At 64.4% G+C, this 25,451-nt stretch carries 25 protein-coding genes; 4 read left to right on the forward strand and 21 right to left on the reverse strand.

Going from position 1 to position 25,451, the window contains the following annotated elements; translation table 11 throughout:
* Positions 1-21: 21 nt before the first annotated feature.
* The gene (locus tag AC07VS_RS11215; protein ID WP_492345168.1) at positions 22-528 is read left to right on the forward strand and encodes a hemerythrin domain-containing protein; all 507 of its coding nucleotides are present in this window, start codon (positions 22-24) and stop codon (positions 526-528) included.
* 68 nt (positions 529-596) lie between these two features.
* The gene (locus AC07VS_RS11220) at positions 597-1,145 is read left to right on the forward strand and encodes an NUDIX hydrolase (RefSeq protein ID WP_494750973.1); all 549 of its coding nucleotides are present in this window, start codon (positions 597-599) and stop codon (positions 1,143-1,145) included.
* Positions 1,146-1,172: 27 nt separating this feature from the next.
* Here the strand turns inward: AC07VS_RS11220 and AC07VS_RS11225 are convergent, their stop codons facing one another.
* Positions 1,173-1,712: a hypothetical protein gene (locus tag AC07VS_RS11225; protein WP_492345166.1), complete on the reverse strand. Its 540-nt coding sequence runs from the start codon at positions 1,710-1,712 to the stop codon at positions 1,173-1,175.
* Positions 1,713-2,003: 291 nt separating this feature from the next.
* On the opposite strand from AC07VS_RS11225, the gene AC07VS_RS11230 reads away from it, so the two are divergent.
* The gene (locus tag AC07VS_RS11230) at positions 2,004-4,535 is read left to right on the forward strand and encodes a heavy metal translocating P-type ATPase (RefSeq protein WP_494750974.1); all 2,532 of its coding nucleotides are present in this window, start codon (positions 2,004-2,006) and stop codon (positions 4,533-4,535) included.
* Positions 4,536-4,602: 67 nt separating this feature from the next.
* Here AC07VS_RS11230 and AC07VS_RS11235 read toward each other — a convergent pair whose 3' ends face one another.
* The 20 genes from AC07VS_RS11235 to AC07VS_RS11330 all read right to left on the reverse strand — a co-directional run bounded on the left by AC07VS_RS11235 (position 4,603) and on the right by AC07VS_RS11330 (position 24,517).
* Positions 4,603-5,127 carry a phosphoribosyltransferase gene (locus AC07VS_RS11235; protein ID WP_492345164.1) on the reverse strand — a complete coding sequence of 175 codons (525 nt, stop codon included), beginning with the start codon at positions 5,125-5,127 and terminating at the stop codon, positions 4,603-4,605.
* 104 nt (positions 5,128-5,231) lie between these two features.
* Positions 5,232-6,605, reverse strand: coding sequence for an adenylosuccinate synthase (locus AC07VS_RS11240; protein ID WP_492345163.1), 1,374 nt, complete (start codon positions 6,603-6,605; stop codon positions 5,232-5,234).
* Between the two features lie 13 nt (positions 6,606-6,618).
* Positions 6,619-7,767, reverse strand: coding sequence for an ATP phosphoribosyltransferase regulatory subunit (locus AC07VS_RS11245; RefSeq protein WP_492345162.1), 1,149 nt, complete (start codon positions 7,765-7,767; stop codon positions 6,619-6,621).
* A gap of 52 nt (positions 7,768-7,819) precedes the next feature.
* Complete coding sequence (locus tag AC07VS_RS11250; protein ID WP_492345161.1) at positions 7,820-8,011, reverse strand: DUF2065 domain-containing protein; 192 nt, start codon at positions 8,009-8,011, stop codon at positions 7,820-7,822.
* Positions 8,012-8,017: 6 nt separating this feature from the next.
* The gene (gene hflC / locus AC07VS_RS11255) at positions 8,018-8,920 is read right to left on the reverse strand and encodes a protease modulator HflC (protein ID WP_494750975.1); all 903 of its coding nucleotides are present in this window, start codon (positions 8,918-8,920) and stop codon (positions 8,018-8,020) included.
* Positions 8,921-8,931: 11 nt separating this feature from the next.
* Positions 8,932-10,290 carry an FtsH protease activity modulator HflK gene (gene hflK / locus AC07VS_RS11260; RefSeq protein ID WP_494750976.1) on the reverse strand — a complete coding sequence of 453 codons (1,359 nt, stop codon included), beginning with the start codon at positions 10,288-10,290 and terminating at the stop codon, positions 8,932-8,934.
* Between the two features lie 40 nt (positions 10,291-10,330).
* Entirely contained in the window at positions 10,331-11,506 is a 1,176-nt protein-coding gene (gene hflX, locus AC07VS_RS11265) for a GTPase HflX (RefSeq protein WP_494655544.1), read from the reverse strand.
* A gap of 60 nt (positions 11,507-11,566) precedes the next feature.
* Positions 11,567-11,818 carry an RNA chaperone Hfq gene (gene hfq, locus AC07VS_RS11270; RefSeq protein ID WP_019575375.1) on the reverse strand — a complete coding sequence of 84 codons (252 nt, stop codon included), beginning with the start codon at positions 11,816-11,818 and terminating at the stop codon, positions 11,567-11,569.
* 118 nt (positions 11,819-11,936) lie between these two features.
* Positions 11,937-13,280 carry a ribosome biogenesis GTPase Der gene (gene der, locus AC07VS_RS11275; RefSeq protein WP_492345157.1) on the reverse strand — a complete coding sequence of 448 codons (1,344 nt, stop codon included), beginning with the start codon at positions 13,278-13,280 and terminating at the stop codon, positions 11,937-11,939.
* 17 nt (positions 13,281-13,297) lie between these two features.
* Positions 13,298-14,434 carry an outer membrane protein assembly factor BamB gene (gene bamB, locus AC07VS_RS11280; protein WP_492345156.1) on the reverse strand — a complete coding sequence of 379 codons (1,137 nt, stop codon included), beginning with the start codon at positions 14,432-14,434 and terminating at the stop codon, positions 13,298-13,300.
* A gap of 5 nt (positions 14,435-14,439) precedes the next feature.
* Complete coding sequence (locus tag AC07VS_RS11285; RefSeq protein WP_494655543.1) at positions 14,440-15,135, reverse strand: YfgM family protein; 696 nt, start codon at positions 15,133-15,135, stop codon at positions 14,440-14,442.
* A gap of 12 nt (positions 15,136-15,147) precedes the next feature.
* Positions 15,148-16,482, reverse strand: a complete 1,335-nt coding sequence (gene hisS, locus AC07VS_RS11290) for a histidine--tRNA ligase (RefSeq protein ID WP_494750977.1) — start codon at positions 16,480-16,482, stop codon at positions 15,148-15,150.
* A gap of 5 nt (positions 16,483-16,487) precedes the next feature.
* A complete protein-coding gene (gene ispG, locus AC07VS_RS11295; RefSeq protein ID WP_494750978.1) occupies positions 16,488-17,792 on the reverse strand; it encodes a flavodoxin-dependent (E)-4-hydroxy-3-methylbut-2-enyl-diphosphate synthase in 1,305 nt (434 codons plus the stop codon).
* Positions 17,792-18,775 carry a helix-turn-helix domain-containing protein gene (locus AC07VS_RS11300; protein WP_494750979.1) on the reverse strand — a complete coding sequence of 328 codons (984 nt, stop codon included), beginning with the start codon at positions 18,773-18,775 and terminating at the stop codon, positions 17,792-17,794. Before AC07VS_RS11300 ends, ispG begins: the two co-directional genes overlap by 1 nt.
* Positions 18,768-19,595, reverse strand: coding sequence for a type IV pilus biogenesis/stability protein PilW (gene pilW / locus AC07VS_RS11305; protein WP_492345588.1), 828 nt, complete (start codon positions 19,593-19,595; stop codon positions 18,768-18,770). Before pilW ends, AC07VS_RS11300 begins: the two co-directional genes overlap by 8 nt.
* Positions 19,596-19,612: 17 nt before the next feature.
* Positions 19,613-20,764 carry a dual-specificity RNA methyltransferase RlmN gene (rlmN, locus tag AC07VS_RS11310; RefSeq protein ID WP_492345151.1) on the reverse strand — a complete coding sequence of 384 codons (1,152 nt, stop codon included), beginning with the start codon at positions 20,762-20,764 and terminating at the stop codon, positions 19,613-19,615.
* Positions 20,765-20,785: 21 nt separating this feature from the next.
* The gene (gene ndk / locus AC07VS_RS11315) at positions 20,786-21,211 is read right to left on the reverse strand and encodes a nucleoside-diphosphate kinase (RefSeq protein ID WP_492345150.1); all 426 of its coding nucleotides are present in this window, start codon (positions 21,209-21,211) and stop codon (positions 20,786-20,788) included.
* A gap of 105 nt (positions 21,212-21,316) precedes the next feature.
* Complete coding sequence (locus tag AC07VS_RS11320; RefSeq protein WP_492345149.1) at positions 21,317-22,678, reverse strand: pseudouridine synthase; 1,362 nt, start codon at positions 22,676-22,678, stop codon at positions 21,317-21,319.
* The gene (gene scpB / locus AC07VS_RS11325; RefSeq protein WP_492345148.1) at positions 22,671-23,384 is read right to left on the reverse strand and encodes an SMC-Scp complex subunit ScpB; all 714 of its coding nucleotides are present in this window, start codon (positions 23,382-23,384) and stop codon (positions 22,671-22,673) included. Before scpB ends, AC07VS_RS11320 begins: the two co-directional genes overlap by 8 nt.
* 137 nt (positions 23,385-23,521) lie before the next feature.
* On the reverse strand, positions 23,522-24,517 hold the full coding sequence (locus tag AC07VS_RS11330) for an RluA family pseudouridine synthase (RefSeq protein ID WP_494750980.1): 996 nt from the start codon (positions 24,515-24,517) through the stop codon (positions 23,522-23,524).
* A gap of 94 nt (positions 24,518-24,611) precedes the next feature.
* Here AC07VS_RS11330 and AC07VS_RS11335 point away from each other — a divergent pair, with 94 nt between their 5' ends.
* Positions 24,612-25,430, forward strand: coding sequence for an outer membrane protein assembly factor BamD (locus AC07VS_RS11335; RefSeq protein WP_494655538.1), 819 nt, complete (start codon positions 24,612-24,614; stop codon positions 25,428-25,430).
* Positions 25,431-25,451: the final 21 nt, after the last annotated feature.

Here is a 25,451-nt window from a genome sequence, read left to right on the forward strand (position 1 = left end):
TCCCATTCACAGGAGCACGTCATGAGCACGGTCACCGAATCCGCCGACTTCGAAGCCCTGGACGCCTGCCACCAGCAGATCGCCAGCCACCTCCAGGCCCTGAAGGCCCTGGTCAAGCACGTTGCCGAGACCGGTGTGGATCCATGGGCCCAGCAGCAGGCTGCGGCCATTGAGGCCTTCTTCTCTGGCACCTCGCGAGAGCACCACGCCGAAGAGGAACGCAATGTGTTTCCGCCCCTGCTGGCCACTGCTGACGCCTCGCTGGCCCAGACCATCCGCACCCTGCAGCAGGACCATGGCTGGATCGAGGAAAACTGGATTGAACTGGCCCCGCAACTGCGAGCCATGGCTGACGGCCACGGCTGGACCGATCCAGCCGAGTTTCAGCACTATGCCGAGGTGTTCCTGAGCCTTTGTGAAGGCCACATTGCCCTGGAAGAATCACTGATCTATCCCGAGTCCAAGGCACGCTGGGCGGCCGTGGTGGCGCGGAGACTGACCGAGTTGCCCGCCCTGGTCCGGGCCTGATCCCGACGCGGGCGTACGCGATATCCCCCTGGGCACGTCAGCGCCGCACTTGCCCGTACACTCGTGGCATGACGTATCGCAGCCCCATCAAGCACTGCCGCAACTGCGGTTCGGTCGTGGCCTATCGGATTCCGGACGACGGAGACACCAAACCACGCGCCGTCTGCACGGTCTGCCACACGATCCATTACGAGAACCCGCTCAACGTGGTGGGCACGGTGCCCTACCTGGGCACCAAGGTGCTGCTGTGCAAGCGCAACATCGAGCCCCGCTGGGGCAAGTGGACCCTGCCGGCAGGCTTCATGGAACTTGAAGAATCCACCGCCCAGGGTGCGGCGCGCGAAACCCAGGAAGAAGCCGGGGCCTTGTTCGAGCTGGAAGGTCTCTTCAGCATCCTGAACGTGATCCGAGTGGGTCAGGTGCATCTTTTTTACCGAGCCCGCCTGCTCAGCGAAACCTTCCATCCCGGGCATGAAACCATCGAAGCCCGGCTGTTCGAAGAGCACGAAGTTCCGTGGGACGAGATCGCGTTCAGAACCGTCAAGGAAACGCTGGAGTGCTATTTTGCCGATCGACGCCGCGGCCATTACGACATCCATCAGATCGACATCGCCTGAGCCCTGAGGCCGCCCACCGGCTCGGCGTCAGTGGCGATCGCCGTGCCGATCCCCACGACCTTCGCCGCGATCACCCCCCGGCCCGCGCCCCTCGCGGTCCCAGCCGCGGTGCTCGCCTCGGTCCTGGTGGCGCTCCTCGTGACGCTCGAAGCCTCGCCCCGGCCCATGCGGCCCATCACCACGACGCTCCCACCAGCGGTCCCGGTCATCCACCCGGACAAAGTACACCGGCCGACCGCAGGCCTGGTAGCGGCGGCAATAGCGACCCCAATTCCGATACTCCACGGTTGATACATAGAGATACATCGGAGGCGCCCCCAACACGGGCTGGCCGATCACAACCGGTGCGGTATTGATGATAGGCGGCAGGGGATTGTTACCCACCGAGATCTGACCATAGACGCCTGGGGCCATGGGCCCCCCCACCGTCAGGTTCACATACGCCTGGGCATGGGCGGCCCCAGCACTGAAGGTGCCGACGGCCAGCGCCAGCAAACCTGATTTCAGCGCCTTGGAGTAGCGAGACGGATTGATAGAGCCGACCAGTGACATTGACTTGTTAAGCACGATATTGACTCCTAGTGTTGATGTGACCTTAACGCGCCAGGGGGAGCTTCGGTCTTGTCTATTTGTAAACATAGGCATGAAGGTGTTTCACACCCCGCCCGGATGGCAAGCCGCCCCATCCGATCACAGCCCCCTGCCCCGAGGCCGAATGGGTTGACTGCCTTGCCATGAGAACACGCAGGGGCAAGCAGGCTGGAAGACAATCGTTGAAAGCCTCAGAACACGGGTCTTGTTCACCCTCGCATTCAGAAACGGAAGGAAGAATCCATGGCGCCCCCCCATGAGTTGAGAATGGACTTGTCGCTTGTGCTGCCTGACATTGCCCATGCCGGGGACCGATGCATCGAACGCCTGGACGCGGTGCTGCGCCAGACACAAGGCATCAATCTGTTGCGCGTGCTGCAGGAAGAGGCGCCCCCCCAGTTGAGCATCCAGTTCGACCCCCATTTGATCGATCTCCCCCGCCTGCGCCTGTTGGTGCAGGACTCTGGGCAACACATCACCAGCCAGATCGGACACCTGAGTCTGGATTCGCGTTCCGAGGGGGATGAGCCCCCACCCGTGTGGCTTGAGCACCTTGCCGCACTCGAGGGCGTGTTGGGTGTCGAACTGGGCCCGGACGGACTGCTGCACCTGGAGTACCTGCGCGAACGCACCACGGAACAGGCGCTGAGCCACCAGGCCCGGGCCTTGATTCAAGCGCCCGCTTCGACCCCCGAGTCCACCAGGGCGGCGCGCCACCATGACCATGACCATGACCATGACCATGACCACGGGCACGGGCACGGGCACGGGCACGGGCACGGGCACGGGCACGGGCACGGGCACGGGCACGGGCACGGGCACGGGCACGGGCATCAGCATGCGCACGATGGACCGCTGGGTGAGCATGCCGAGCTGGCCTTTGCTTTGTGCGCCGGTGTGTTGGTGCTCGGGGGATGGCTGCTGGAAACCTGGCACCCCTCACCGGGCTGGATACCGCTGGCCTGTTATGTCATGGCCTATGTGGCAGGCGGCTGGTTCACCGTGAGCGAGGCCTGGGCCAACCTGCGAGCGCGCCGTTTCGAAATCGACACCCTGATGTTGGTGGCGGCCGCCGGGGCAGCGGCCCTGGGACAGTGGGCCGAGGGGGGCCTGCTGCTGTTCCTGTTCAGCCTGGGGCACTCACTGGAGCACTTTGCCATGGGGCGGGCCCGACGCGCCATCGAGGCCCTGGCCCAGTTCACCCCCGAACGGGCCACGTTGCGTGAGGGCGAACACACCCGAGAGGTCGACGTGGCCACCCTGCGTCCCGGTGACCAGATCCTCATCAAACCCAACGAACGTTTTCCGGCTGATGGCTTTGTGCTGGCTGGCCAGAGCAGCGTGAACCAGGCCCCGATCACTGGTGAAAGCCTGCCCGTGGAAAAGGGACCCGTCAGCACGCCTCAGACCGCGCTGCGCGATTTCGCACGCCTGCCTACCAGGCACCGCGTGTTTGCCGGCAGCCTCAACGGTCGGGGCGCGCTGGAGGTGGTGGTGGCACGCTTGGCCAACGAGTCGACCATGGCCCGCATGGTTCGCTTGGTCACCGAAGCCGAAACCCAGCGCTCCCCCACGCAGACCTTCACCGAACGCTTCGAGCGCGTGTTTGTGCCCCTCGTGTTGAGCTTTGTCTTGCTGCTGCTCTTCGCGTGGTTGGTGGTGGATGAGCCGTTCTCGGCCAGTTTTTACCGAGCCATGGCGGTACTGGTGGCGGCCAGCCCTTGCGCGCTGGCCATCTCGGTGCCCAGTGCCGTGCTCAGTGGCGTGGCGCGCGCAGGGCATGGCGGGGTATTGATCAAAGGCGGCGCGCCCTTGGAGAGCCTGGGACGCCTGGATGCGATGGCCTTCGATAAAACGGGCACCCTGACTGAAGGCAAGCCTAGCCTGACTGACGTCGAACCCGCCGCCGGGGTCAGCGCCGAAGAGCTGCTGACGGTGGCCTTGGCGGTCGAACGCCACAGCGACCATCCGCTGGCTGCCGCGGTGGTGGAAGGCGCCTTGGAACGCCTGGGGCCTTCGGTCAGCGTGCCCGAGGTCTTGGGCCTGCAAAGCCTCACGGGCCTGGGCGTGACGGCCCGGGTGGGCCATCAGACGGCCTGCATCGGAAAGCCGGCCTTGTTCAGCCGCCTGGGACAGGACAGCCCCGACGCGGCCCTGGAGCAGACCCGTGAGGCCCTGGAGCAGACTGGGCGAAGCACCATGGTGGTCCGCCTGGGCCAGCGTGATCTGGGCGTGCTGGGGCTGATGGACACCCCCCGCCCCGGCGCCGCCGGAGTGATGTTGGCGTTGCGCGCGCTGGGCATCCAACGCCTGATCATGATCTCAGGCGACAACCACCGGGTGGCCGAGGCTGTGGCCCAGGCCATCGGCCTGACCGAAGCCCATGGCGAACTGATGCCCGAGGACAAGGTACAGGCCATCCAGGCCCTGCGGGCCAACGGTGGCCAAGTGGCCATGGTGGGTGATGGCGTGAACGATGCCCCCGCCATGGCCCACGCCACCGTGGGCATTGCCATGGGGGCCGCGGGATCGGATGTGGCGCTGGAGACCGCAGACGTGGCGCTGCTGGGCGACGACCTGGCCCAGTTGCCGTTCGCAGTCGGGCTGTCGCGCCAGACCAGCCGGATCATCCGGCAAAACCTGTGGGTGAGTCTGGGGGTGGTGGCGGTGCTGCTGCCGGCCACCTTGCTGGGTCTGAACATGGGCACTGCCGTGCTGTTCCATGAAGGCTCGACCCTGCTGGTGGTGGTGAACGCGCTGCGCTTGCTGCGCTACCCCCTGAGACGCACCGTGGCCTGAACCCGCCAACGAAATCGGCCGCCGACTGGAAAGTGCGGCGGCCGATGGGCAAGAGCGTGTGAAAGACTCAGATCTTCCACTTCTCCAGCAGCTTTTCAGGGCGCAGGCTGTCGTAGCTCTCGAAGGGCTGGTGGATCCAGGGATTGGTCGGCAGGTACTCCACCGAATAGTCAGGCGTGAAGATGGACAGCTGCTTGGTCCAGATCACCGCACTGCGCAGCTCGGTGATGGGGGCGTAGTTGTTCTTCAGCATCTGGATCACGGCGTTCAGGGTGTGTCCCGAATCAGCCAGGTCATCCACCAGCAGAACCCGTCCGGCAATCTCGCCCTTGGGGGTGGTGATGAAGCGTGCGATGTCGAGATGCCCTTGCACCGTGCCCGCTTCGGCTCGGTATGAACTGGTGGACATGATGGCCAGTGGCTTGTCGAAGATGCGGCTCAGGATGTCACCTGGGCGCATGCCCCCGCGTGCCAGGCACAGGATGGTGTCAAACTCCCAACCCGACTGGTGGATCTTGATGGCCAGCTTCTCGATGAGGCTGTGGTATTCGTCGTAGCTCACGTACAGGTGTTTACCGTCTTCGGTCAGCATCTGATTTGCTCCTGGATGGATCGCTAAAAAGCCCGCCGCAAGCCTGCGACGGGCTCATTATTCATGAATTTGTAAAGAAAAGAAGCCTATCTCAGACCAGATCGTCAGGCTAGGTAGGGGTGGCGCATCATGATCGTGTGGTCACGGTCCGGACTGGTCGAGATGACATGGATCGGCACGCCGGTGACGTGCTCGATGCGCTGCAGGTACAGGCGGGCGTTGACGGGCAGCTTGTCATAGTCGGTCACACCCACGGTGCTGTCGGTCCAGCCTTCCATGGTTTCGTAGATCGGCTTGCAGCGGGCAATGTCGTCCGCTCCCATGGGCAGGATGTCGGTCACTTCGCCGTCAAGTTCATAGCCGGTGCACAGCTTGAGTTCGGTCAGGCCATCCAGCACGTCGAGCTTGGTGATGCACAGCCCGGTCAGGCCATTGACCTGCGCGCTGCGCTTGAGCAGGGCCGCGTCGAACCAACCGCAGCGGCGGCTGCGACCGGTGGTGACACCTTTTTCGGCACCGATCGTGCTCATGTGCCAGCCCGGGGTCCCTTCTTTTTCCCAGTCGAGTTCGGTCGGGAAGGGGCCGCCACCCACGCGGGTGCAATAGGCCTTGGTGATCCCCAGGATGTAATGCAGCATGCCCGGGCCCACACCAGCGCCTGCAGCGGCATTGCCGGCCACGCAGTTGCTGGAGGTCACATAGGGGTAGGTGCCATGATCGACGTCGAGCAAGGTGCCCTGGGCGCCTTCGAACAACAGGTTGGCGCCATGCTGGTGGGCGTCGTTGAGCTCGCGCGAGACGTCGGCCATCATGGGCTTGAGCAACTCGGCGTGGCGCATGGCTTCTTGGTAGACGGGCTCAAACTGCACTTCGCCATCGACGATGTAGGGCTTGAGTGCCTCGCCGAACACGAACTTGCGCGACCCCAGGAAGGTCGTCAGCACATGGTTGTGCAGGGCCAGCAGTTCACGCAGCTTGGCCGCGAAACGCTCGGGGTACTTCAGATCTTGCACGCGCAGGGCGCGGCGGGCGATCTTGTCTTCATAAGCCGGACCGATGCCGCGACCGGTGGTGCCGATCTTCTCGGTACCGCCTTCTTCGCGGGCCGCCTCACGGGCCACATCAAGTGCGGCATGGAAAGGCAGGATCAGCGGGCAAGCCTCGCTGATGCGCAGGCGTGAGCGCACCTCGACACCGGCCTTCTCCAGGCCTTCGATCTCCTCGAACAGCTTGGCCGCCGACAGCACCACACCGTTGCCGATGTAGCACTTGACGCCGGCGCGCATGATGCCGCTGGGGATCAGGTGCAGCGCCGTCTTGACGCCATTGATCACGAGGGTGTGCCCTGCATTGTGGCCACCCTGGAAGCGCACCACGCCCTGGGCGCTTTCGGTCAGCCAATCCACGAGCTTGCCCTTGCCCTCGTCACCCCATTGGGTACCGACCACCACCACATTACGACCGCTTGTCTTGTTCATCACAGTATTTGATTCAAAGGGATTTCACGACCCACTGCCCAGCGCTGGAGACCAGCTGGCGATCGCAATGGAACTCATCAACTTCACTCTCGTGGCCCGGCAGCACGCCCACCACCGTCTCACCCTGCGCACGCAGGGCCGCCACCGCAGCGCGCAAGGCCGGGTCCACGCCCCAGGGCGCGCGAATGGCCGCACGCAGGGCACGCGGGGCCACCACGCTCACCAATTCACGCACGTCCAGGCTGAAGCCGGCCGCCGGGCGATTGCGGCCGAACACCGCGCCCACTTCGTCGTAACGACCACCGCGGACCAGCGCATCGCTGGTACCGGGCACATAGATCGAAAAACGTGCACCGGTGTAGTAGGCATAGCCGCGCATGTCGGCCAAGTCGAAGGTCAGATTGACCTCACCCAACTGGCTGGCCAGCCAGCGCAGCTGGTCCAACGCGGCCAGCAGCTTGGGCTGCCCGGCAAAGACCCGGCTGGCCTCATCCAGCACGCCCATGTCGCCGTACAGGCCCGGCAAGGCCAGCAGCAATTCACGCGTGGGAGAGGGCAGATCGGCCACCAAGGCCTGCAGATCGCTGCTGGCCTTGACGGCCAGTGCTTGTTGAATGGCCTGCAGGCGGGCCGGCGCCAGTTGCAAACCGTCCAGCAGCGTGCGAAGGATGCGCGCATCGGCCAGATCGACGCTGAGGCCGGTGACGCCAGCCGCCTTCAGGCAATCCAGGGCCAGCAGCAGTGCTTCCAGATCGGCCTCAGGGCCGGCATGGCCATAGATTTCGGCACCGAACTGCAGCGGCTCACGGGTGGCGTGCGGGCTGTCCGGCCGGGTGTGCAACACCGGGCCGCAATAGCACAGACGGGTCACGCCCTGGCGGTTGAGCAGATGGGCGTCGATGCGGGCCACCTGCGGGGTGGTGTCAGCACGCAGGCCCATGGTGCGGCCCGACAGTTGATCGACCAGCTTGAAGGTGAGGAGATCGAGCGCCTCACCTGTACCGGTCAACAGGGATTCAAGGTGCTCCAGCAGAGGCGGCATGACCAGCTCATAGCCGTAGCTGCGCGCCGTATCAAGCAGGGCGCGGCGCAGTTCTTCGATGTGCCGGGCCTCGGAAGGCAGGACATCGGCAATGTGATCCGGCAGGACCCAGGCAGACATGGTGATGGGGGGGCTGTTAAAAACGTGATTTTACAGATGTTGGCCAGCCCACTCAGGACAGGGCCCACACCAACGCCAGACCGGCCAGCACGCTGAGCAGGCCGATGAAGCGGATCTGACCATCCTGCAACTGGAGCAGGCGGGTGAAAGTCTGACGCCAGGCGGTCGGTGACAGGAAGGGAAACAAGCCCTCGATCACCAAGACAAAGCCCAGCGCCAGCCAGAGCGCGTCAGAGTCCAACACCCGCGCTCACTTCTTGCCGGCAGGCGCTGTGGGCGCAGCACCGCGGAAGATGCGGAAGAACTCGGAGGTGGACGGATCGACCACCACCACATCGCTCTTCTTGTTCAGCGTGGCCTTGTAGGCCTCCAGGCTGCGGTAGAACTGTGCGAACTGCGGGTCCTTGCCAAAGGCCTCGGCGTAGGTGCGAGCCGCTTCAGCGTCGCCCTCGCCCTTGATCTGCTGCGCCTCACGGTAGGCGTTGGCCACCGTGATTTCGCGCTGGCGATCGGCATCGGCACGGATCTTCTCCCCCTCGGCGCCCCCAGTGGAACGCAGTTCATTGGCCACGCGCTTGCGCTCGGCCTCCATGCGTCGATAGACCGACTCGGTGATGGCATCCACGTAGTCGACGCGGGTGACACGCACATCCACCACGTCCACACCCCAGGGCTTGTCGCCCTTGACCACCTTGAGCACTTCGCGGCGCACGTCGTTCATCACAGCATCCCGCTTGGACGACAAGAGTTCCTTGACGGTGTGCTTGTTGACCTCTTCCTGGAACGCATTGCGCACCACGCGGTTGAGCTGGTTGGCACCGGCGGTCTCGTCCAGACCGACGTTGCGGATGTACTCCAGCGGGTCGGCGATGCGCCAGCGCACATACCAGTCGATCACCACGCGCTGCTTTTCAGCCGTGAGCATGGGCTCGGTGTCGTTGCTGTCAAGCATGAGCAGGCGCTTGTCGATGTAAGACACGTTCTGGAACGGGGGCGGCAGCTTGAAGTTCAGACCGGGTTCGGTGATGACTTCCTTGATTTGTCCCAGGGCATAGACCACCCCGAACTGACGCTGGTCGACCACGAACAGCATGGAGCTCAGCAGCGCCAGGGCCACCAGCAACGATGAAATGAAAAATCCGATTCTGTTCACGAAGCTACTCCCTAGCGCGATTCGCGGTCACGCGAGCGGCCGTTGTCACGAGCGCGCGACTCGCTGGAAAACGCAGCACCTGTTGTGGGTGCGCTGGCGGGGGCCTGAGGGACCACGGCAGCAGCGGGTGCCGCGTCGACCGAGGCCGCCCCAGCCTGCTGCAGGATCTTGTCGAGCGGCATGTACAGCAGATTGCCGCCTTGCCGCGACTCGACCAATACCTTGGTCACGTTGCCGTAGATCTGCTGCATGGTATCGATGTACATGCGGTCTCGGGTGACCTGGGGCGCCTTCTGGTACTCGTTCAGCACCGACTTGAAGCGCTGGGCATCGCCTTGAGACTGAGCCACGATGCGACCCTTGTAGGCCTCGGCCTCTTCCTTCAAGCGGGAGGCCGAGCCCACCGCGCGCGGAATCACGTCATTGGCGTATGCCTGGGCTTCGTTCTTGGCACGTTCGCGCTCTTGCCCTGCCTTGAGCACGTCGTCAAACGCCGCCTGCACCTGCTCGGGTGGGCGCACGCCCCCTTGCTGCAGGTTGATGCCCACCACTTCCACCCCGACCTTGTAGCGATCGAGGATGCTCTGCATCAAGGCACGCACGCGCGGCGCGATCTGATCGCGCTCGTCGGACAAGGCGGTGTCCATGCGCATCTTGCCAACCACTTCACGCACCGCCGTCTCGGCAGCCTGCACCACGGACTCGCCAGGGTTCTTGGACTCAAACAACCAGGCGCGCGCGTCATTCAGCCGGTATTGGACAGCGAACTTGATTTCGACGATGTTTTCATCTTCAGTCAGCATGGCGGAGTCGCGCAGGCCCGTGCTCTTGATGACCGTGTCACGGCCCACATCCACCGAGCGGATCTGGGTGACAAACACCAACTCGTGGCGCTGGATCGGGTAAGGCAGGCGCCAGTTGAAACCGGCCCCCACGGTCGACTTGTAACGCCCGAACTGCGTGATCACGGCCTGTTGGCCTTCCTGGACGATGAAGAAGCCTGTCCCCAGCCAGATCAGCACGGCCACGGCCGCGATCAGCCCCACGCCAACACCAGCGCTTTTCATGTCGGGCTGGTAGCCACCACCGCCGCCCTTGCCGCCCGAGCCACCGCCCTGCCCGCCGCCTTGGCCGCCAAACAGCTTGCCCAGTTTGCGGTTCAGGTCACGCCACAACTCATCGAGGTCCGGCGGAACCTGCTGGCCCCCCTGCCCGCGCGGGCTTGGTTGCTCTGGAGCCTCCTTGTCCGGACGGCCACGTTCACCGGAGGAATCATCCCCCCGACCCCAGCGCGGATCGTTGAGATTGAACATCCCCTTGATGCGACCCGGCAGAGCCGGCCAGCGCAAGGCTTTGGTCTTGAAGTTCATTCGCATTGCTCTTTTCTTGTACGGGACTGATTGTGCCCAATCAGGACGAAGGAAGTGCCAATTCCGTGGCGCCGGCTGCGGGATCTGCAGCTGGTGCCAGATGGGCCAGGGCCAAGGCGGCGAGCTGCTGACGCAGCACTGACAGGCCTTCACCACTGCGCGCACTCACGAACACGCGGGGCACCTGACGGCCGGCCAGCTCGAACGTGTCCAGGGCCTGCAGCGGACGCTGCGCCTCATCGATGGCGTCGAGCTTGTTGAACACCAGCAACTGAGGCACCTCAGCGGCCCCGATCTCGCCCAGCACACGCAGGACCTCGTTGAGTTGCTCGGGGTAATCCGGGTTGGCCGCATCGACCACATGCAACAGCAGATCAGCGTCGGTCGCCTCCTGCAGGGTGGCCTGAAAGGCGTCGATCAGCCCGTGGGGCAGGTCTCGGATGAAACCCACGGTGTCGGACAAGGACACCGAGCGCCCGGCCTCACCCAGGTAAAGCTGGCGGGTGGTGGTGTCCAGGGTGGCAAAAAGCTGGTCGGCCGCGTAGGCCCGGGCCTTGACCAGGGCATTGAACAGCGTCGACTTGCCTGCGTTGGTGTAGCCCACCAACGAGATGTTGAAGGTATCGCGACGCTCGCGCTGGCGACGCTGGGTGCTGCGCTGACGCTTGACCTTTTCCAGACGCTCTTTGGTGCGCTTGATGGCCTCGCCGATCATTCGGCGGTCCAGTTCGATCTGGGTTTCGCCCGGCCCGCCCCGCGCGCCGATGCCCCCACGCTGACGTTCCAAGTGAGACCAGCGGCGCACCAGACGCGTGCTGACGTACTGCAAGCGTGCCAGCTCAACCTGCAGTTTGCCTTCGAAGCTGCGCGCACGCTGGGCAAAAATTTCAAGAATCAGCAAGGTCCGGTCGTTGACCGGCAAGCCGAGGTGGCGCTCCAGGTTGCGCTGCTGGGCAGGGCTCAGCGATTGGTCGAACAGGACCTCGACGGCCCCGTGCTGCTCGGCCATGAACCGGATCTCGTCAGCCTTGCCACTGCCGACGAACAAGGCCGCGTCGGGCGCCTTGCGTTTGCAGGTGATGCGCGCCACGGGCGTCAGGCCCGCGGTCTCGGCGAGCAGACCCAGCTCTTCCAGGTCGGCATCGAAATGCGGACCACCCAGATCCACACCCACGAGGATGACCGGGGTGGGGGCAGGAGAATTCTTGTCAGTCAAATCAACGGAGCCTGTAAAAAAGCCGGCCGCCCCCCTTTCGGGGGACGGCCGGCTTCCGGATCACTGTGCGGCTGCGGGCTCTGCAGCGTCAGCAGTGGAGAAGTTCACAGCACGACCCGGCACGATGGTCGAGATGGCATGCTTGTAAACCATTTGCGTCACGGTGTTGCGCAGCAACACCACGTACTGGTCGAACGACTCGATCTGACCTTGAAGCTTGATGCCGTTGACGAGGTAAATCGACACCGGCACATGCTCGCGGCGCAGTGCGTTCAGGAACGGGTCTTGAAGAAGCTGCCCTTTATTGCTCACGATATTCTCCGTGTTCAAAATGTTGTTGGAAAGCCAGACCTTACCACAGGCCCGGCCCCTGGCAAGGCGCAAGGCCAATTTTCAGCACCTGGACTCCGGGGGCCCTGCGGCCATGGGCTCAATGGCCGTCCTTGTCAGCAAAAGGGTTTTGCGAAGTCTTGAGCTCGATGCGCAAAGGCGTACCCACCAGGCTGAATTCCTTGCGGAAACGGCCTTCCAGGAAGCGCTTGTAGGCCTCGGTCACGTGCTCCAGCGAGTTGCCGTGGATCACGATCACCGGCGGGTTCATGCCCCCTTGGTGGGCATAGCGCAGCTTGGGACGGTACATGCCCGTCTTCTTGGGCGTCTGGAACTGCACCGCCTCCAGCAGCAGGCGGGTGAGAACCGGCGTCGGCATCTTGCACGTGGCCGCCTTGTGGGCCTGCGCAATCGCCGACCAGACCGGCCCCAGGCCCTGGCGCTTGCGTGCCGAGATGAAGTGCACAGAGGCAAACTTCAAAAAGGACAGGCGGGTCTCGATCGAGCGCTCGACCAGTTGGCGCTGGTAGTCGTCCACCGCATCCCACTTATTGATGGCAATCACCACGGCGCGGCCACTCTCCAGGATGTAGCCGGCAATGTGGGCGTCCTGATCGGTCACGCCCTGGGTGGCGTCCAGCAACAGCAAAACCACATTGGCCGACTCGATGGCTTGCAAGGTCTTCACCACCGAGAATTTCTCGATCGCTTCAAAGACTTTGCCCTTGCGACGCAAACCGGCGGTATCCACCAATTCGTAACGCTGCCCATTGCGTTCAAAGGGCACCGAGATCGCATCCCGGGTGGTGCCAGGCATGTCAAAGGCCACCAGACGCTCTTCACCGAGCCAGGTGTTGATCAGCGTTGACTTGCCGACATTGGGACGCCCCGCCACGGCAAGTTTGATCAGGCCGGCATCAGCCTCCTCGGCATCCTCGTCGGGCTCAGGCAGGTTCAAGGGGGCCAGCGCCAGATCGACCAGGCCGCGGATGCCTTGGCCGTGGGCCGCCGAGACCGGATAGACCTCGCCCAGGCCCAGCTCATAAAACTCGGACAGTTGCATGCCCTCTTTCATGCCTTCGGCCTTGTTGGCCGTCAGCACGCAAGGCTTGCCCAGGCGACGCAGGTACTTGGCAATGTCGTGATCCTGGGCCGACAGGCCGGCCCGGGCATCGACCACAAACACCACCACATCGGCTTCGGCCACAGCCTGCTGGGTCTGCTTGGCCATTTCCTTGTAGATGCCACTGGCAGCATCGGGCTCGAAGCCCCCGGTATCGATCACGATGTACTCGTGCGCACCCTGACGGCCATTGCCGTAGTGGCGATCGCGGGTCAGGCCCGCGAAGTCAGCCACGATGGCATCACGCGACTTGGTGAGGCGGTTGAAAAGTGTCGACTTGCCGACATTGGGGCGCCCGACGAGCGCAATAACAGGTTTCATGAAGCATTACCGCCGATTCATTCCGGACGGAATGCAAACACGCCACCCTTGCGGGTGACCACGACCAACACGCCATCAGCCAGCACCGGGGCCACCGCAATCGGTGAGCCGTCGGTGCTGAGGCGGTTGAGGGAACTGCCATCTTCGCGAGACAGCAAATGAACAAAGCCAGCGTCGTCGCCGATCGCCAACGAGCGACCCAACAGCAACGGGGCGGTCAGGTGGCGGTATTGCAGACGATCGCTGGTCCACAGGCGTTCACCATCGGCACGACGCCAGGCCACCAGACGGCCATCGGACTCGGTCCCGAAGACGGTTGCCGCATCACCATGCACGCCGGTGAATCCATTGGCTGGCTTGGTCCAGCTCAAGGTACCACGCTGGGCCTGCACGCAGCCCACGGCAGCCTGGAAGGCGCGCACGCAGACCGAGTCGTCCACGCGGCTCACGCGCCCCACCAGGTCGACCAGGCGTTCGACATCGTTGGTGCCGCGCGGCGTGGCCAGAGGCGCCTCCCAGCGGATACCGCCGTTGGCAGGGTTCAAGCCCGCGAGCCGCCCGGACAGGCCGGCCACCAGGGTGTCATTGACCGGAATCAGCACGCCCGGTTGACGCAGCACCAGGGGCTCACCCGGGCGCTGCTGGGTCCAGAGCTTGCGGCCGGATTCAGCATCAAAGGCCGATACGGAGCGATCGGCCGCCAACACGAAGACCCGACCACCGGCAACCAAGGGCGCAGTGAAGACCTGGGCGGGCAATTGGCGACGCCAGATTTCGCGTCCGGCCACAAAGTTGACCAATTCGTTGTTGCTGGTGACCACAGCCACCTGCTTGCCATCGCCGCCCACACCCGCCGTGATGCTGGCCTTGGCGTCTGCGCGCCAAAGCTCGCGCCCGGTGGTGGCATCCCAAGCGGTGACCTGCCCTGCCGACGAGGCCAGGGTCAGGGTGGAACCCGTGACCTGGGCGTCCAGCGGGAACTCAACCGCCCCCAGGCTGGCCGACCAGGCCGGCTTGACCCCCACCAGGGCCACCACGGGCGCCAGTTCGGCAGGCTTGTGCTTGGGCGAGCCCGAGCTGCAAGCAGTCAACACCAGCAGCGAAACGGCCGCCAGGGCCGCCATGAGGCTGCGTTCAACGACCGGTCGTGCCATGTGCTTCACTTCTTGTCCTCGGTAGGGGCTGTCGCGGCTGTCGCCGGTTCGGCAGCAGCTTGCGGGTTGACGCCCAGTGCATTGAGCTTGGCCTCGATCAGGCGCCGGTATTCCGTGCGCTCATCGAGCTTTTGATAGGCCTTGCGGTATTCGGCGATGGCCTCATCGGCCTTGCCTTGCAAGGCCAGCACATCCCCCTTGCGATCGGCTGCCAGAGCTTCGAATTCGGCAGGGAAAGCGGTACCCAGGGTCTTGAGGGCTTCGTCGTATGCCTTGGCATCGACCTGGAGAGCTGCCAGGCGCAGGCGGGCCACGGCCTTCACGCCATCGTCGCCGGATTGCTCCAGCACCCAGTTCAGTGCCGCCTTGGCAGCATCGGCATTGCCCTTGTCAGCCAGGGCCTGGGCAGCCAGCAGGCTGGCCTGGGCGGCATAGGCCGTGCGGCCGTACTTGCCGTGGATGTCTTCCTGCACACGGGCCACCTTCTGCAGGTCCTGAGCCTTGACCGCGCGCTCCATTTCGTCATAGAGCACAGCGGCCTGGGCAGCCTGGCTGCGCTGCCAGTACTGGTAACCGTTCCAGGCGGCAAAGCCGCCAAAGATCACGATCAGCACCCAGCTGATGGCATTGCCGTAGCGGTTCCAGAAATGCTTGAGCTGATCGAGCTGTTCTTGTTCTTCGAGGTCGAGATGAGATGCCATGGCGTTCTGCTGTTAATTCTGGGATTGTAGGGTGATCGCCCATTGGGGCAGATCGCTCAGCGAGCGGGCCTGTTGGGCGCCTGCGCCATCCCGCAGCGACTTCACAGTCACCTCGTCACGGGCCAACTCGTCGCCGCCAAAAATCAGCGCATGGCGGGCGCCGCTGGCGTCGGCCTTCTTGAACTGGGACTTCATGCTGCCCCAGGACTCTGCCGCACCGGCATGCATCTGGACCGAGACGCCCAGGGCACGCAACTGCACCAGGGTTTTGAGGACCAGCGGCAAGGCCGTGGCATCGGGCACGATGGCATAGGCATCGGGCGCCGGGGCCTGTGCCGGGGCCTGCTCGCGCAGCAACTCCAGCACCCGCTCCACACCCAGGGCCCAGCCCACGGCAGGGGCCGCCTTGCCACCGATCTGCTCGATCAGGTAGTCGTAGCGGCCACCGCCGCAGATCGTGCCCTGCGAGCCCAGGCTCTCGGTGATGAACTCGAACACCGTGAGGTTGTAGTAGTCCATGCCCCGCACCAGGCGCGGGTTGATCGTGTAGGCCACACCGCAGGCATCCAGAATACCGCGCACGGTGTTGAAGTGGGCCAGCGAAGCCTCACCCAGGAAGTCGATCAGGCGCGGGGCCGATTCGACCACCTCGCGCATGGCCGGGTTCTTGGTGTCCAGGATGCGCAACGGGTTGCTGTGCAGGCGACGGCGTGCGTCTTCGTCGAGCAGCGCCTCGTGCTGCTCGAAGTGGGCGATCAAGGCCGCGCGGTGCGCCTTGCGCTCGGCCGGCTGGCCCAGGCTGTTGAGCTCCAGGCGCACATCCTTGAGGCCCAGCTCCTGCCACAGGGCATGGGCCAGCAGGATCAGTTCGGCATCGACCTCGGCGCCCGGAAAACCCAGGGCTTCGGCGCCGATCTGGTGAAACTGGCGATAGCGACCACGCTGGGGACGCTCGTGCCGGAACATCGGGCCCATGTAATACAGGCGCTTGCCGCCGTCGTACAGCATCGAGTGCTCGGCCACGGCACGCACCACGCCCGCGGTGTTTTCGGGGCGCAGGGTCAGGGCTTCGCCATTGAGCTTGTCCTCGAAGGAGTACATCTCTTTTTCGACGATGTCGGTCACCTCGCCGAGGCCACGCACAAACAGGGGCGTGGGTTCGACGATGGGGGTGCGGATGTTGCGGTAGGCATGGCGGGCCATCAACTGGCGCACCTTGTCTTCAAGCCACTCCCACTGCGCCGACTCGGGCGGCAGGATGTCGTTCATGCCTTTGACGGCGGAAAGCTTTTCAAATCGGGGCGCGGACGCCGCAGCCGCGGGGGCTGCCTGGGGTTTCTCGGACATAAGGATCAGATGGGCTCGGAGTGCGGGGCCGAAGAGGCCGCTCCGAAGCGCTTTTCAATGTAGTTTTCGACGATCTGGTGAAACTCGGTCGCGATGTTGTCACCGCGCAGCGTCAGGGCCTTCTCGCCATCGATGAACACAGGTGCGGCCGGCGCCTCACCCGTGCCCGGCAGGCTGATGCCGATGTCGGCATGCTTGCTTTCACCCGGGCCGTTCACGATGCAGCCCATGACCGCCACCTTGAGCTTTTCGACGCCCGGGTAATGCGAACGCCAAACCGGCATCTGCGCACGCAGGAAATCATCGATCTGCTTGGCCAACTCCTGGAAAGTGGTGCTGGTGGTGCGGCCACAACCCGGACAGGCCGTGACGCTGGGCACAAACACCCTCAGACCCAAGGCCTGCAGGATCTCGGAGGCGATCACCACCTCTTGGGTGCGTGACTCGCCAGGTTGAGGGGTGAGCGACACGCGGATGGTGTCGCCAATGCCCTCTTGCAGCAAGATGGACAGTGCCGTGGCCGAGGCCACCGTGCCCTTGGTCCCCATGCCGGCCTCGGTCAGTCCGAGGTGCAGCGCGTAGTCGGTGCGTCGGCCCAGTTCACGGTACACCGCGATCAGATCCTGCACGCCGCTGACCTTGCACGACAAAATGATCTGATGGCCAGGCAAGCCCATTTCCTCGGCCCGCTGGGCGGAGGTGATGGCCGATGAAATCAGGGCCTCATACATCACCTGGCGCGCATCCCAGGGCTGGGCACGCCGGCTGTTCTCGTCCATCAGGCTGGCGAGCAACTCCTGGTCGAGGCTGCCCCAGTTGACGCCGATTCGCACCGGCTTGTTCCAGCGGATGGCCACATCGATCATCTGGCCGAACTGGCGATCATGCTTGTCGCCCTTGCCCACGTTGCCCGGGTTGATCCGGTACTTGGACAAGGCCTCGGCGCAGGCCGGGTGCTCTGTCAGAAGACGATGCCCGTTGTAATGAAAGTCGCCGATCAGGGGCACGGCGATGCCCATGCGGTCGAGTTGCTCACGGATGTGAGGCACCGCTGCAGCGGCTTCAGGCGTGTTGACCGTGATGCGAACCATCTCGGAGCCTGCCAGCGCCAACTCCTTGACCTGGATGGCGGTACCGATCACATCGACCGTGTCGGTGTTGGTCATCGACTGCACACGCACGGGCGCATCGCCACCCACGGTGACGTGGTGACTGTCCCAGGACGTCACCGCCTGGCGCGACCTGCGCGGCTTGGGTTGGGCGGTGGGAATCGGTTGCTGCCCCCACACCGGGCGCTCGCTGTCGCTCATCACTTCACCTCGAAACGGGCCACGTTGTCACGCGCCAAAGATTGCAGATCGAATGCCTTGCCACGCACCTGGACCTGGGTGACATCGGCCTTGCCGACCACCACGGAAAGCGGCGGAACACCGCCGGCAGAGGCGGTCTCACCGGCGCTCATGGTTTTCTGGAAGGTGACCTGACCATTGGCATCGGTCACCTTGATCCAGGAACTGCCCGTGGCACTGAAGCTCAGCACCGAATTCGCCGACGGAACTGCCACCACCGACGAACCCGGGGCACCGGGCGGTGCGGACACGGCCGGCGCTGCGACAGGAGCCGACGGCGCCATCGAGGCCGGAACAGGCACAGGCACAGGCATGGGTGCCGGGGCAGGCGCCGAGGGCGCCACGGCAACTGCCACAGGTGCGGGCGCAGGCGCCACTGCCGCAGCCGAGCCAGTCGCAGCCAACTCAGGTGCGGGCGCCACAGCGGGTGGCGGAGTGGGCTCAGGCTCTGGCACCGCCTGGACGACAGCACCAGGGTGGGTCACCGGGGCCGCAGGCTCGGGCAGGCTGGGACTGAAACGAGGCCAAAGGTATATGGCCAGGGCACCGATGCACAGAAGCGGCACGGCCAGCAACGTCGGGCTGAATCGGTATTCAGACACCAGCCGGCTACGGCGCTCGTTCTGAGCCCGGAAAGGGGTGTTGATGCCCGCATCGTCCGGGTTCAGCCTGGGTGCCTGAGTCTGGGGCAGACGCTCCAGCACCGGCGCTGCATCCACGCGCAGAGTGCGGCACACGCTGGAAGCCAGGGCACGCACGAACACCGCGTCGGGCAGGTCGTCGTAGCGGTCGGATTCGAGCGCTTCGAGCTTGCTGACCGGCACCTTGAGGGCCACCGCCAAAGCCGCCACATGCATGCCGGCGGCTTCACGCGCCTGACGCAACATGGCCCCTGCCGAGAGCGGCGGCACGCTTGCCACCGCCACGTCTTCCACCTCACTCATCAAACGCTCCCCGCTCGTAGGACGACAGCTCCCGTGCCTGAGGGAACCGCTTTTTCAGTTGCTCGACCAGTTGCAACATGGCCACCCGGTCACCCATGCGGTGCTCGACCCGGATGCCGAGCCACAGGGACTCGGCATTGGCAAATTCACTGTTGTTCAGTCGGCGGATGTAGAACTGGGCCCGAACCAGTTCGCCACGCTGATATAGCAAGGCGGCCAGGTTGTAGCCCGTGATGGGGTTACCGGCATCCAGTTCATAGGAACGCGCCAGGCTTCGCTCGGCCTCAGCCTTGCGCCCGGCACGGGCCTGACACAGCCCCTGGGCCATGAAGGTCTTGGCCTTGTCGCCATACAGAGGGCTTTGCAGGGCCTGATTGAAAAAGTCGTCGGCTTCACCGTAGCGCTTGCGTTGACAGGCCAACCAGCCATAGTTGTGCAGGATGTTGGGGTCACGCGGGCTGAGCGCCAGGGCCCGTTTGAAACCCTCTTCGGCCTGGCGCTCATCATTGAGCCGCATGTAAATCAGACCGCGCAGGTTGTAGGCCTCGGCAAAGCCGGGGTCGGCGGCCAGCACCTGCCGCACCTCATCAAGCGCCACCGTGGTCTTGCCCTGCTCGAAATAGTTGGAGGCCAACTCCAGGCGGATGCGGGCTCGGCGACGCGCCTCTCCCTCGTCACTGGCGCCACCGGGGGTCTCGGAAATGACCGGGTCGTTGGAGGCCGTGGACTGGGTGGCACAACCGCTCAGGGCCCCCAGGAACACCCCGATGGCCGCGGCGGTCACGGCGGCACTCAGGACACTTCGCCAGAGATGGCGCATTGCCAGGGCAGTCCCCATCAAGCCTCCTTGTTGTTGGCCGTCAATTCGGTCACAGGTTTCAGAACGATGGTGCGCTGCTGGGCAATACGCTCAGCCACCCGGGTGCGATCACGGACATCGCCGGCCAGTTGGCCGCATGCCGCATCGATGTCATCACCACGGGTCTTTCGCACGGTCGTCACGATACCAGCATCAAGCAGGATTTTCGCAAACGCCTGCACACGCTCGGTTGGCGAACGCAACAGGCCGGAGGCCGGGAAGGGGTTGAAGGGAATCAGATTGAACTTGCACCACACGCCTTTGCCGCTGGCGTGCTGTCGCACCAGATCAATCAGCTGGCGTGCGTGCTCGGGGCTGTCATTGACGCCGTCGAGCATGCAGTACTCGAACGTGATGAAGTCACGAGGGGCAAATTCAAGGTATTGATTGCAAGCCGCCATCAACTCGGCGATGGGGTACTTGCGGTTGAGCGGCACCAGGTTGTCACGAAGCGGATCGTTTGGCGCGTGCAAAGAGACGGCCAGGGCCACCGGACAATCTTGCGACAGGCGCTCCATCATCGGCACGACGCCCGAGGTGGACACCGTGACCCGGCGGCGCGACAAGCCATACCCATGATCGTCCAACATGGTGCGCAGCGCAGGCACCAGAGCGCCGTAATTCTGCAGCGGCTCGCCCATGCCCATCATCACCACATTGGAGATGACACGCTCAGAGGTTTGAAACTGGCGGCGCAGGGTGTGCTCGGCATACCAGAGCTGAGCGACGATCTCGCCCGTGCTGAGGTTGCGGCTGAAGCCCTGATGGCCGGTAGAACAAAAACGACAACCCACGGCACAGCCGGCCTGGGATGACACGCACAGCGTGCCTCGATCGTCTTCGGGAATGAAAACAGCCTCGACGGCATTGCCATCGCCCACATCGAACAGCCACTTGACAGTGCCGTCGGCGGAATCATGGCGGCTCAGGACAGATAGCCCCTCGACACGGGCGCGTCCCTTGAGCTTCTCGCGAAGCGACTTGGCCAGATCGGTCATCTGGTCGAAATCGGATTCGCCTCGCTGGTGGATCCAGCGGAAGAGCTGGGTGGCACGAAAGCGCTTCTCACCCAGCTGGTCGCAGAATGCAGCCAACCCCTCGAGGTCGAAATCAAGCAGATTGGCTGTCATTGCATGCGTGGCTCGCGAAAATCAACGAGCGTAGACGTTCAGGCTGGGGAAGAAGAAAGCGATTTCGACGGCAGCGGTTTCAGCGGCGTCAGAACCGTGCACGGCGTTGGCGTCGATGCTGTCAGCGAAGTCAGCACGGATGGTGCCAGCGTCGGCCTTCTTCGGGTCGGTGGCGCCCATCAGTTCGCGGTTCTTCAGGATGGCGTTTTCGCCTTCCAGAACTTGAACGTGGACAGGGCCGGAGATCATGAAGTCAACCAGATCCTTGAAGAAGGGGCGTGCAGCGTGCACAGCGTAGAACTGCTCGGCTTCAGCGCGCGACAGTTGCACCAGACGCGAAGCAGCGATCTTCAGGCCGGCGGCTTCAAAGCGAGCCAGGATTTGGCCGATGACGTTCTTGGCGACGGCGTCAGGCTTGATGATGGAGAGAGTGCGTTCGATTGCCATGATTGATTCCTGAACTGAGTTTTTGTAATTTTTGCCACTTGGCAAAACCTCGGATTCTAACTCGGCTGTGCGGCAATGCCTTGACAGCCATTCCTGTCACGAGGGTCAACGACCGCGGCCACCGCGTGGCCCACCCCGGCCGGCCGTGCCCGGACCACCGGCCAAGCCACCTGCCGGCCCGCCACGGCGGGGGCCGCCCTTGCTCTGCCGGTTCTGACGGGCCCGCGAGAAGCTGTCGGCGCCGATGTAGCCCACCGAGGTTTTCATGGGGTCAGGCTGCGCACCCGGGGCGACACGATCGCCACGCTCCGGGCGTGATCGGCCAGCCGTCACGCCCGTGGTCAGCGGATCGGGCTGGCGGGGGCCGCCACCGCGCTTGAAATCGGTGTTGCCACGCGGACCAGGGCCGGCAGGTCGCCGCTGCGGGCCATTGCCAGCACGCTGACCACGGGGCGCCGGCGCTTCGGCACGGCGGGCCCCGCCCTCTTCGCCACGCACGCCGGCGGCCTGCACAAGCGAGCGGATGTCACTCTCATCGAGCTCGACCCAGGCGCCGCGCTTGAGCCCACGCGGCAGCACCATGGCGCCATAGCGGATGCGGATCAGACGGCTCACGGCATGGCCGACCGCCTCGAACAGACGACGCACCTCGCGGTTGCGGCCTTCGGAGATGGTGACCCGGTACCAGCAATTGGAACCTTCACCACCACCGTCTTCAATCGAGCCGAACTGTGCCGGACCGTCGTCGAGGTTCACCCCCGCGAGCAACCGCTCTTTTTCTTCCTTGCTCAAGGCGCCCAGCACACGCACGGCGTATTCGCGCTCCAGGCCGAAGCGGGGGTGCATGAGCTGGTTGGCCAATTCGCCCGAGCTGGTGAACAGCAACAGACCTTCGGTGTTCAGATCCAGGCGGCCGACGGACTGCCACTTGCCCTGCTGCAGGCGCGGCAGGCGGCGAAACACGGTGGGGCGATTCTGTGGGTCATCATGGGTGACCACCTCGCCCACGGGCTTGTGGTAAGCGATGACGCGCGCCGGCGGCGGATCAATGCGGTAGCGGATGGGCTTGCCATTGACCTTCACCTGATCGCCATACTGAACGCGCTGGCCAATGTGGGCCGGCTCGTTGTTGACGGAGATACGCCCTTCCAGAATCAGTTGCTCCATCTCAAGCCGGGAACCCAGCCCGGCCTGCGCCAACACCTTGTGCAACTTGGGGGTTTCCACCTGCGGCGCCAGCACCCGCTTCAGGGGCGCCAGGTCAGGCGCTTCTTCGTCGGCATCAAACTGACCGGAGACCACATCCTCGAATCGGATGGCCGGGGCCTGCGACGCCGGGGCGGGTCGGGCGGCAGCCTGGCCACGTCGACTGCGCTCGGACTTGGGCTGGGCCGCAGCAGCCGGCTGCGTGGCCTCGGTCTGAGGGAGCTCTGACGGCTCTGACGGGGAATTCACTTGATCATTCATGGGCTTGGCCTGTCCCGGGGACGGTAAGAGAGTCACCTGCGAGTCCCGGGGGCTCGGAGGTGAGGGAAAAAGGGACCACCGATTCGGCGGTCAATGGATTCAGTTCAAACGGCAGTTCCGGCTCGGCGATCGACAGACCCGCCTCATCCAGCCCCGGCGCAGCCTGCAGGGCCTGCAACAAGCGGTCTTGGCGCTCCGGATCATCCAAAGAAGGAAGCTGATCCAGCGAAGCCAGGCCCAAATCATCGAGAAACTGCCGCGTGGTGGCAAACAGGGCCGGACGTCCGACGGTTTCTCTGTGACCGATCACCTCGACCCACCCCCGGTCCTCCAACTGCTTGATGACCAGCGAGTTGACCGTGACACCGCGGATGTCCTCGATGTCGCCTCGCGTCACGGGCTGGCGATAGGCGATGATGGCCAGGGTCTCGAGCGCCGCACGGGTGTAGCGCGGCGGCTTTTCGGGGTGCAGGCGATCCAGGTAGTAACGCATCTCGGGACGGCTCTGGAAGCGCCAGCCCGAGGCGACACACACCAACTCGACACCCTTATGGGTCCACTCGGCCTGCAGATCGCTCAGCAAGGTCTTGAGGGTGTCCGAGCCCAGTTCATCCTCGAACAGCGCCCGCAAGTCGCGCATCGACAAAGGCTGATGCGAACAGATCAACGCTGTTTCGAGGATACGCCGGGCATCCGTCGTGTTCATGTTCAAAAATTCCGGGGTAGGCGCCCGGGAGGGCGAAGGCCGTCACGGGGGCGGGGGCAACAAGGCTGTCTCGGAGGGGCAGTAAGGAGGGCTGCGAGCCCCTGACCGATGTCCGGGCACCAACGCTGAGCCGAGGGCTAGAGGGGTGCGATGGGCGGATTGTAACGCAGGCCCCAATCGGCCAGGGCAGCCTGCAGGTCGGCCGGAAGCGCGGTCTCGAAGGCCAGAGGTTCGCCGCTCACCGGATGCACGAAAGCGAGCCGCCAGGCATGCAGGGCCTGGCGCTGCATGCCCGCAGCGGGCGCCCCTCCGTAGAGTCCGTCGGCCAACAAGGGGTGGCCCAGGTGCGCCATGTGCACACGGATCTGATGGGTGCGGCCGGTGTGGAGCTTGCAGCGCACCCAGCAGCCTTGCGGCGCATTGCCCATCAGTTCAATGTCGGTGCGCGCCGTCTTGCCCGATTGGTGGGTCAAGTCCACGACCGCCATGCGCAGGCGGTTGCGAGGATCCCTGCCAATGGCCGCCTCGACCGTGACCTGAGCGGCCCCCTGCCAAGGCTTGTGGGCCAGCGCCATGTACTGGCGGCTGACCTCGCGCGCCGCAATCAGCTGCACCAACCGGTCCATGGTCTGTCGAGTCTTGGCCACCACCATCAGGCCGCTGGTATCGCGGTCCAGGCGGTGCACGATGCCGGCGCGCGGCAGCAGCACGGCTCCGCCATGGTGGGCCAGCAGGCCGTTGAGCAAGGTCCCGCTCCAGTGCCCGGGCGCCGGGTGCACCACCAGGCCCGGCGGCTTGTTCAGCACGATCAGGTCCTGGTCCTCGAACACGATGTCCAGCGCCATGGCCTCTGGCTTGAAGGCCTGGCTTTGCGGTGTGGGTCGCAGGCAGACCTCCAGGCGGTCGCCCACCTTGACCTTGAGCGAGGCCTTGCTCACGGCCTGCCCATTGAGGCGCACCGCCCCTTCGTCGATGAGCTGCTGCAGGTAGCTGCGCGAGAACTCGGTGACGAATTCGGTGAGGGCCTTGTCCAGGCGCAGGCCATGGCTGGCCAGCGGGACCTCACCCTGCCGCAGTTCCTCGGTGGGCTCGTCAGCCCCTTCCGCGCGCTCCAGGCCGTCATCTTCCAGCATCTCAGCGACCGCGTCCGTACCGAGGCCATCAAGAGAGGAAGCCGCAGGGGCCGCCGATATAATCAATTTGCTTTGCTTCAAGAGGTTTCCAGTGATGCTACGTGCCAAATTATCCGTGGTCCCCGCGTTCGCGCTGGTTGCCTGTCTGTCAGCCCTGTTGGGTGGGTGCTCGTCGACCAATTACGACAAGACCGCCAACTGGACGCCCGACCGCCTCTACAGCGAAGCCAAGGATGAGTTGAGCTCAGGCGCCTATGACAAGGCCGTCCCCCTGTTCGAAAAGCTCGAAGGCCGTGCTGCCGGCACGCCCTTGGCCCAGCAAGCCGAACTTGAAAAGGCCTATGCCCAGTACCGGGCCAATGAGCAGGCCCAGGCCCTGGCCACCCTGGACCGTTTCATCCGTCTGCACCCTGCCAGCCCTGGCATGGACTACGCCCTCTACATGAAGGGCATTGTCAACTTCAATGACAACCTGGGGCTGTTCGCCTCGTTCACCCATCAGGACCTGTCCGAGCGCGACCAGAAGGCGGCCAAGGACTCTTTCGAGTCCTTCAAGGAATTGAGCACCCGCTTCCCCGACTCACGCTACGCCCCTGACGCACGCCAGCGCATGGTGTACATCGTGAACTCGCTGGCCCAGTACGAAGTGCACGTGGCCCGCTACTACTTCTCACGCGGCGCCTATGTGGCGGCGATCAACCGCGCCCAGGTGGCCGTGACCGAGTACCGCGATGTGCCGGCCACCGAAGAGGCGCTGGTCATCCTGGCCAGATCGTACGATGCCCTGGGCATGGCCCAGTTGCGTGACGATGCCCGCCGTGTGCTGGCCCAGAACTACCCCGAGAACGCCTACCTGGGCGGCCAGTCCAGCGGGCTCAAGAAGGCCACCGGCCCCTGGTGGAAGATCTGGTAACAAGCCCTCAGGCAACACGGC

The sequence above is a fragment of the Curvibacter sp. GW821-FHT01G03 genome (genome assembly GCF_059422285.1).

Coding starts and splice junctions, on each gene's coding strand:
- AC07VS_RS11215 (WP_492345168.1), top strand. CDS start 22: ATGAGCACGGTCACCGAATCCGCCGACTTCGAAGCCCTGGACGCCTGC.
- AC07VS_RS11220 (WP_494750973.1), top strand. CDS start 597: ATGACGTATCGCAGCCCCATCAAGCACTGCCGCAACTGCGGTTCGGTC.
- AC07VS_RS11230 (WP_494750974.1), top strand. CDS start 2,004: ATGGACTTGTCGCTTGTGCTGCCTGACATTGCCCATGCCGGGGACCGA.
- AC07VS_RS11235 (WP_492345164.1), bottom strand. CDS start 5,127: ATGCTGACCGAAGACGGTAAACACCTGTACGTGAGCTACGACGAATAC.
- AC07VS_RS11240 (WP_492345163.1), bottom strand. CDS start 6,605: ATGAACAAGACAAGCGGTCGTAATGTGGTGGTGGTCGGTACCCAATGG.
- AC07VS_RS11245 (WP_492345162.1), bottom strand. CDS start 7,767: ATGTCTGCCTGGGTCCTGCCGGATCACATTGCCGATGTCCTGCCTTCC.
- hflK (WP_494750976.1), bottom strand. CDS start 10,290: ATGAACTTCAAGACCAAAGCCTTGCGCTGGCCGGCTCTGCCGGGTCGC.
- der (WP_492345157.1), bottom strand. CDS start 13,280: ATGAAACCTGTTATTGCGCTCGTCGGGCGCCCCAATGTCGGCAAGTCG.
- bamB (WP_492345156.1), bottom strand. CDS start 14,434: ATGGCACGACCGGTCGTTGAACGCAGCCTCATGGCGGCCCTGGCGGCC.
- AC07VS_RS11285 (WP_494655543.1), bottom strand. CDS start 15,135: ATGGCATCTCATCTCGACCTCGAAGAACAAGAACAGCTCGATCAGCTC.
- hisS (WP_494750977.1), bottom strand. CDS start 16,482: ATGTCCGAGAAACCCCAGGCAGCCCCCGCGGCTGCGGCGTCCGCGCCC.
- ispG (WP_494750978.1), bottom strand. CDS start 17,792: ATGAGCGACAGCGAGCGCCCGGTGTGGGGGCAGCAACCGATTCCCACC.
- AC07VS_RS11300 (WP_494750979.1), bottom strand. CDS start 18,775: ATGAGTGAGGTGGAAGACGTGGCGGTGGCAAGCGTGCCGCCGCTCTCG.
- pilW (WP_492345588.1), bottom strand. CDS start 19,595: ATGCGCCATCTCTGGCGAAGTGTCCTGAGTGCCGCCGTGACCGCCGCG.
- rlmN (WP_492345151.1), bottom strand. CDS start 20,764: ATGACAGCCAATCTGCTTGATTTCGACCTCGAGGGGTTGGCTGCATTC.
- ndk (WP_492345150.1), bottom strand. CDS start 21,211: ATGGCAATCGAACGCACTCTCTCCATCATCAAGCCTGACGCCGTCGCC.
- AC07VS_RS11320 (WP_492345149.1), bottom strand. CDS start 22,678: ATGAATGATCAAGTGAATTCCCCGTCAGAGCCGTCAGAGCTCCCTCAG.
- scpB (WP_492345148.1), bottom strand. CDS start 23,384: ATGAACACGACGGATGCCCGGCGTATCCTCGAAACAGCGTTGATCTGT.
- AC07VS_RS11330 (WP_494750980.1), bottom strand. CDS start 24,517: ATGCTGGAAGATGACGGCCTGGAGCGCGCGGAAGGGGCTGACGAGCCC.
- AC07VS_RS11335 (WP_494655538.1), top strand. CDS start 24,612: ATGCTACGTGCCAAATTATCCGTGGTCCCCGCGTTCGCGCTGGTTGCC.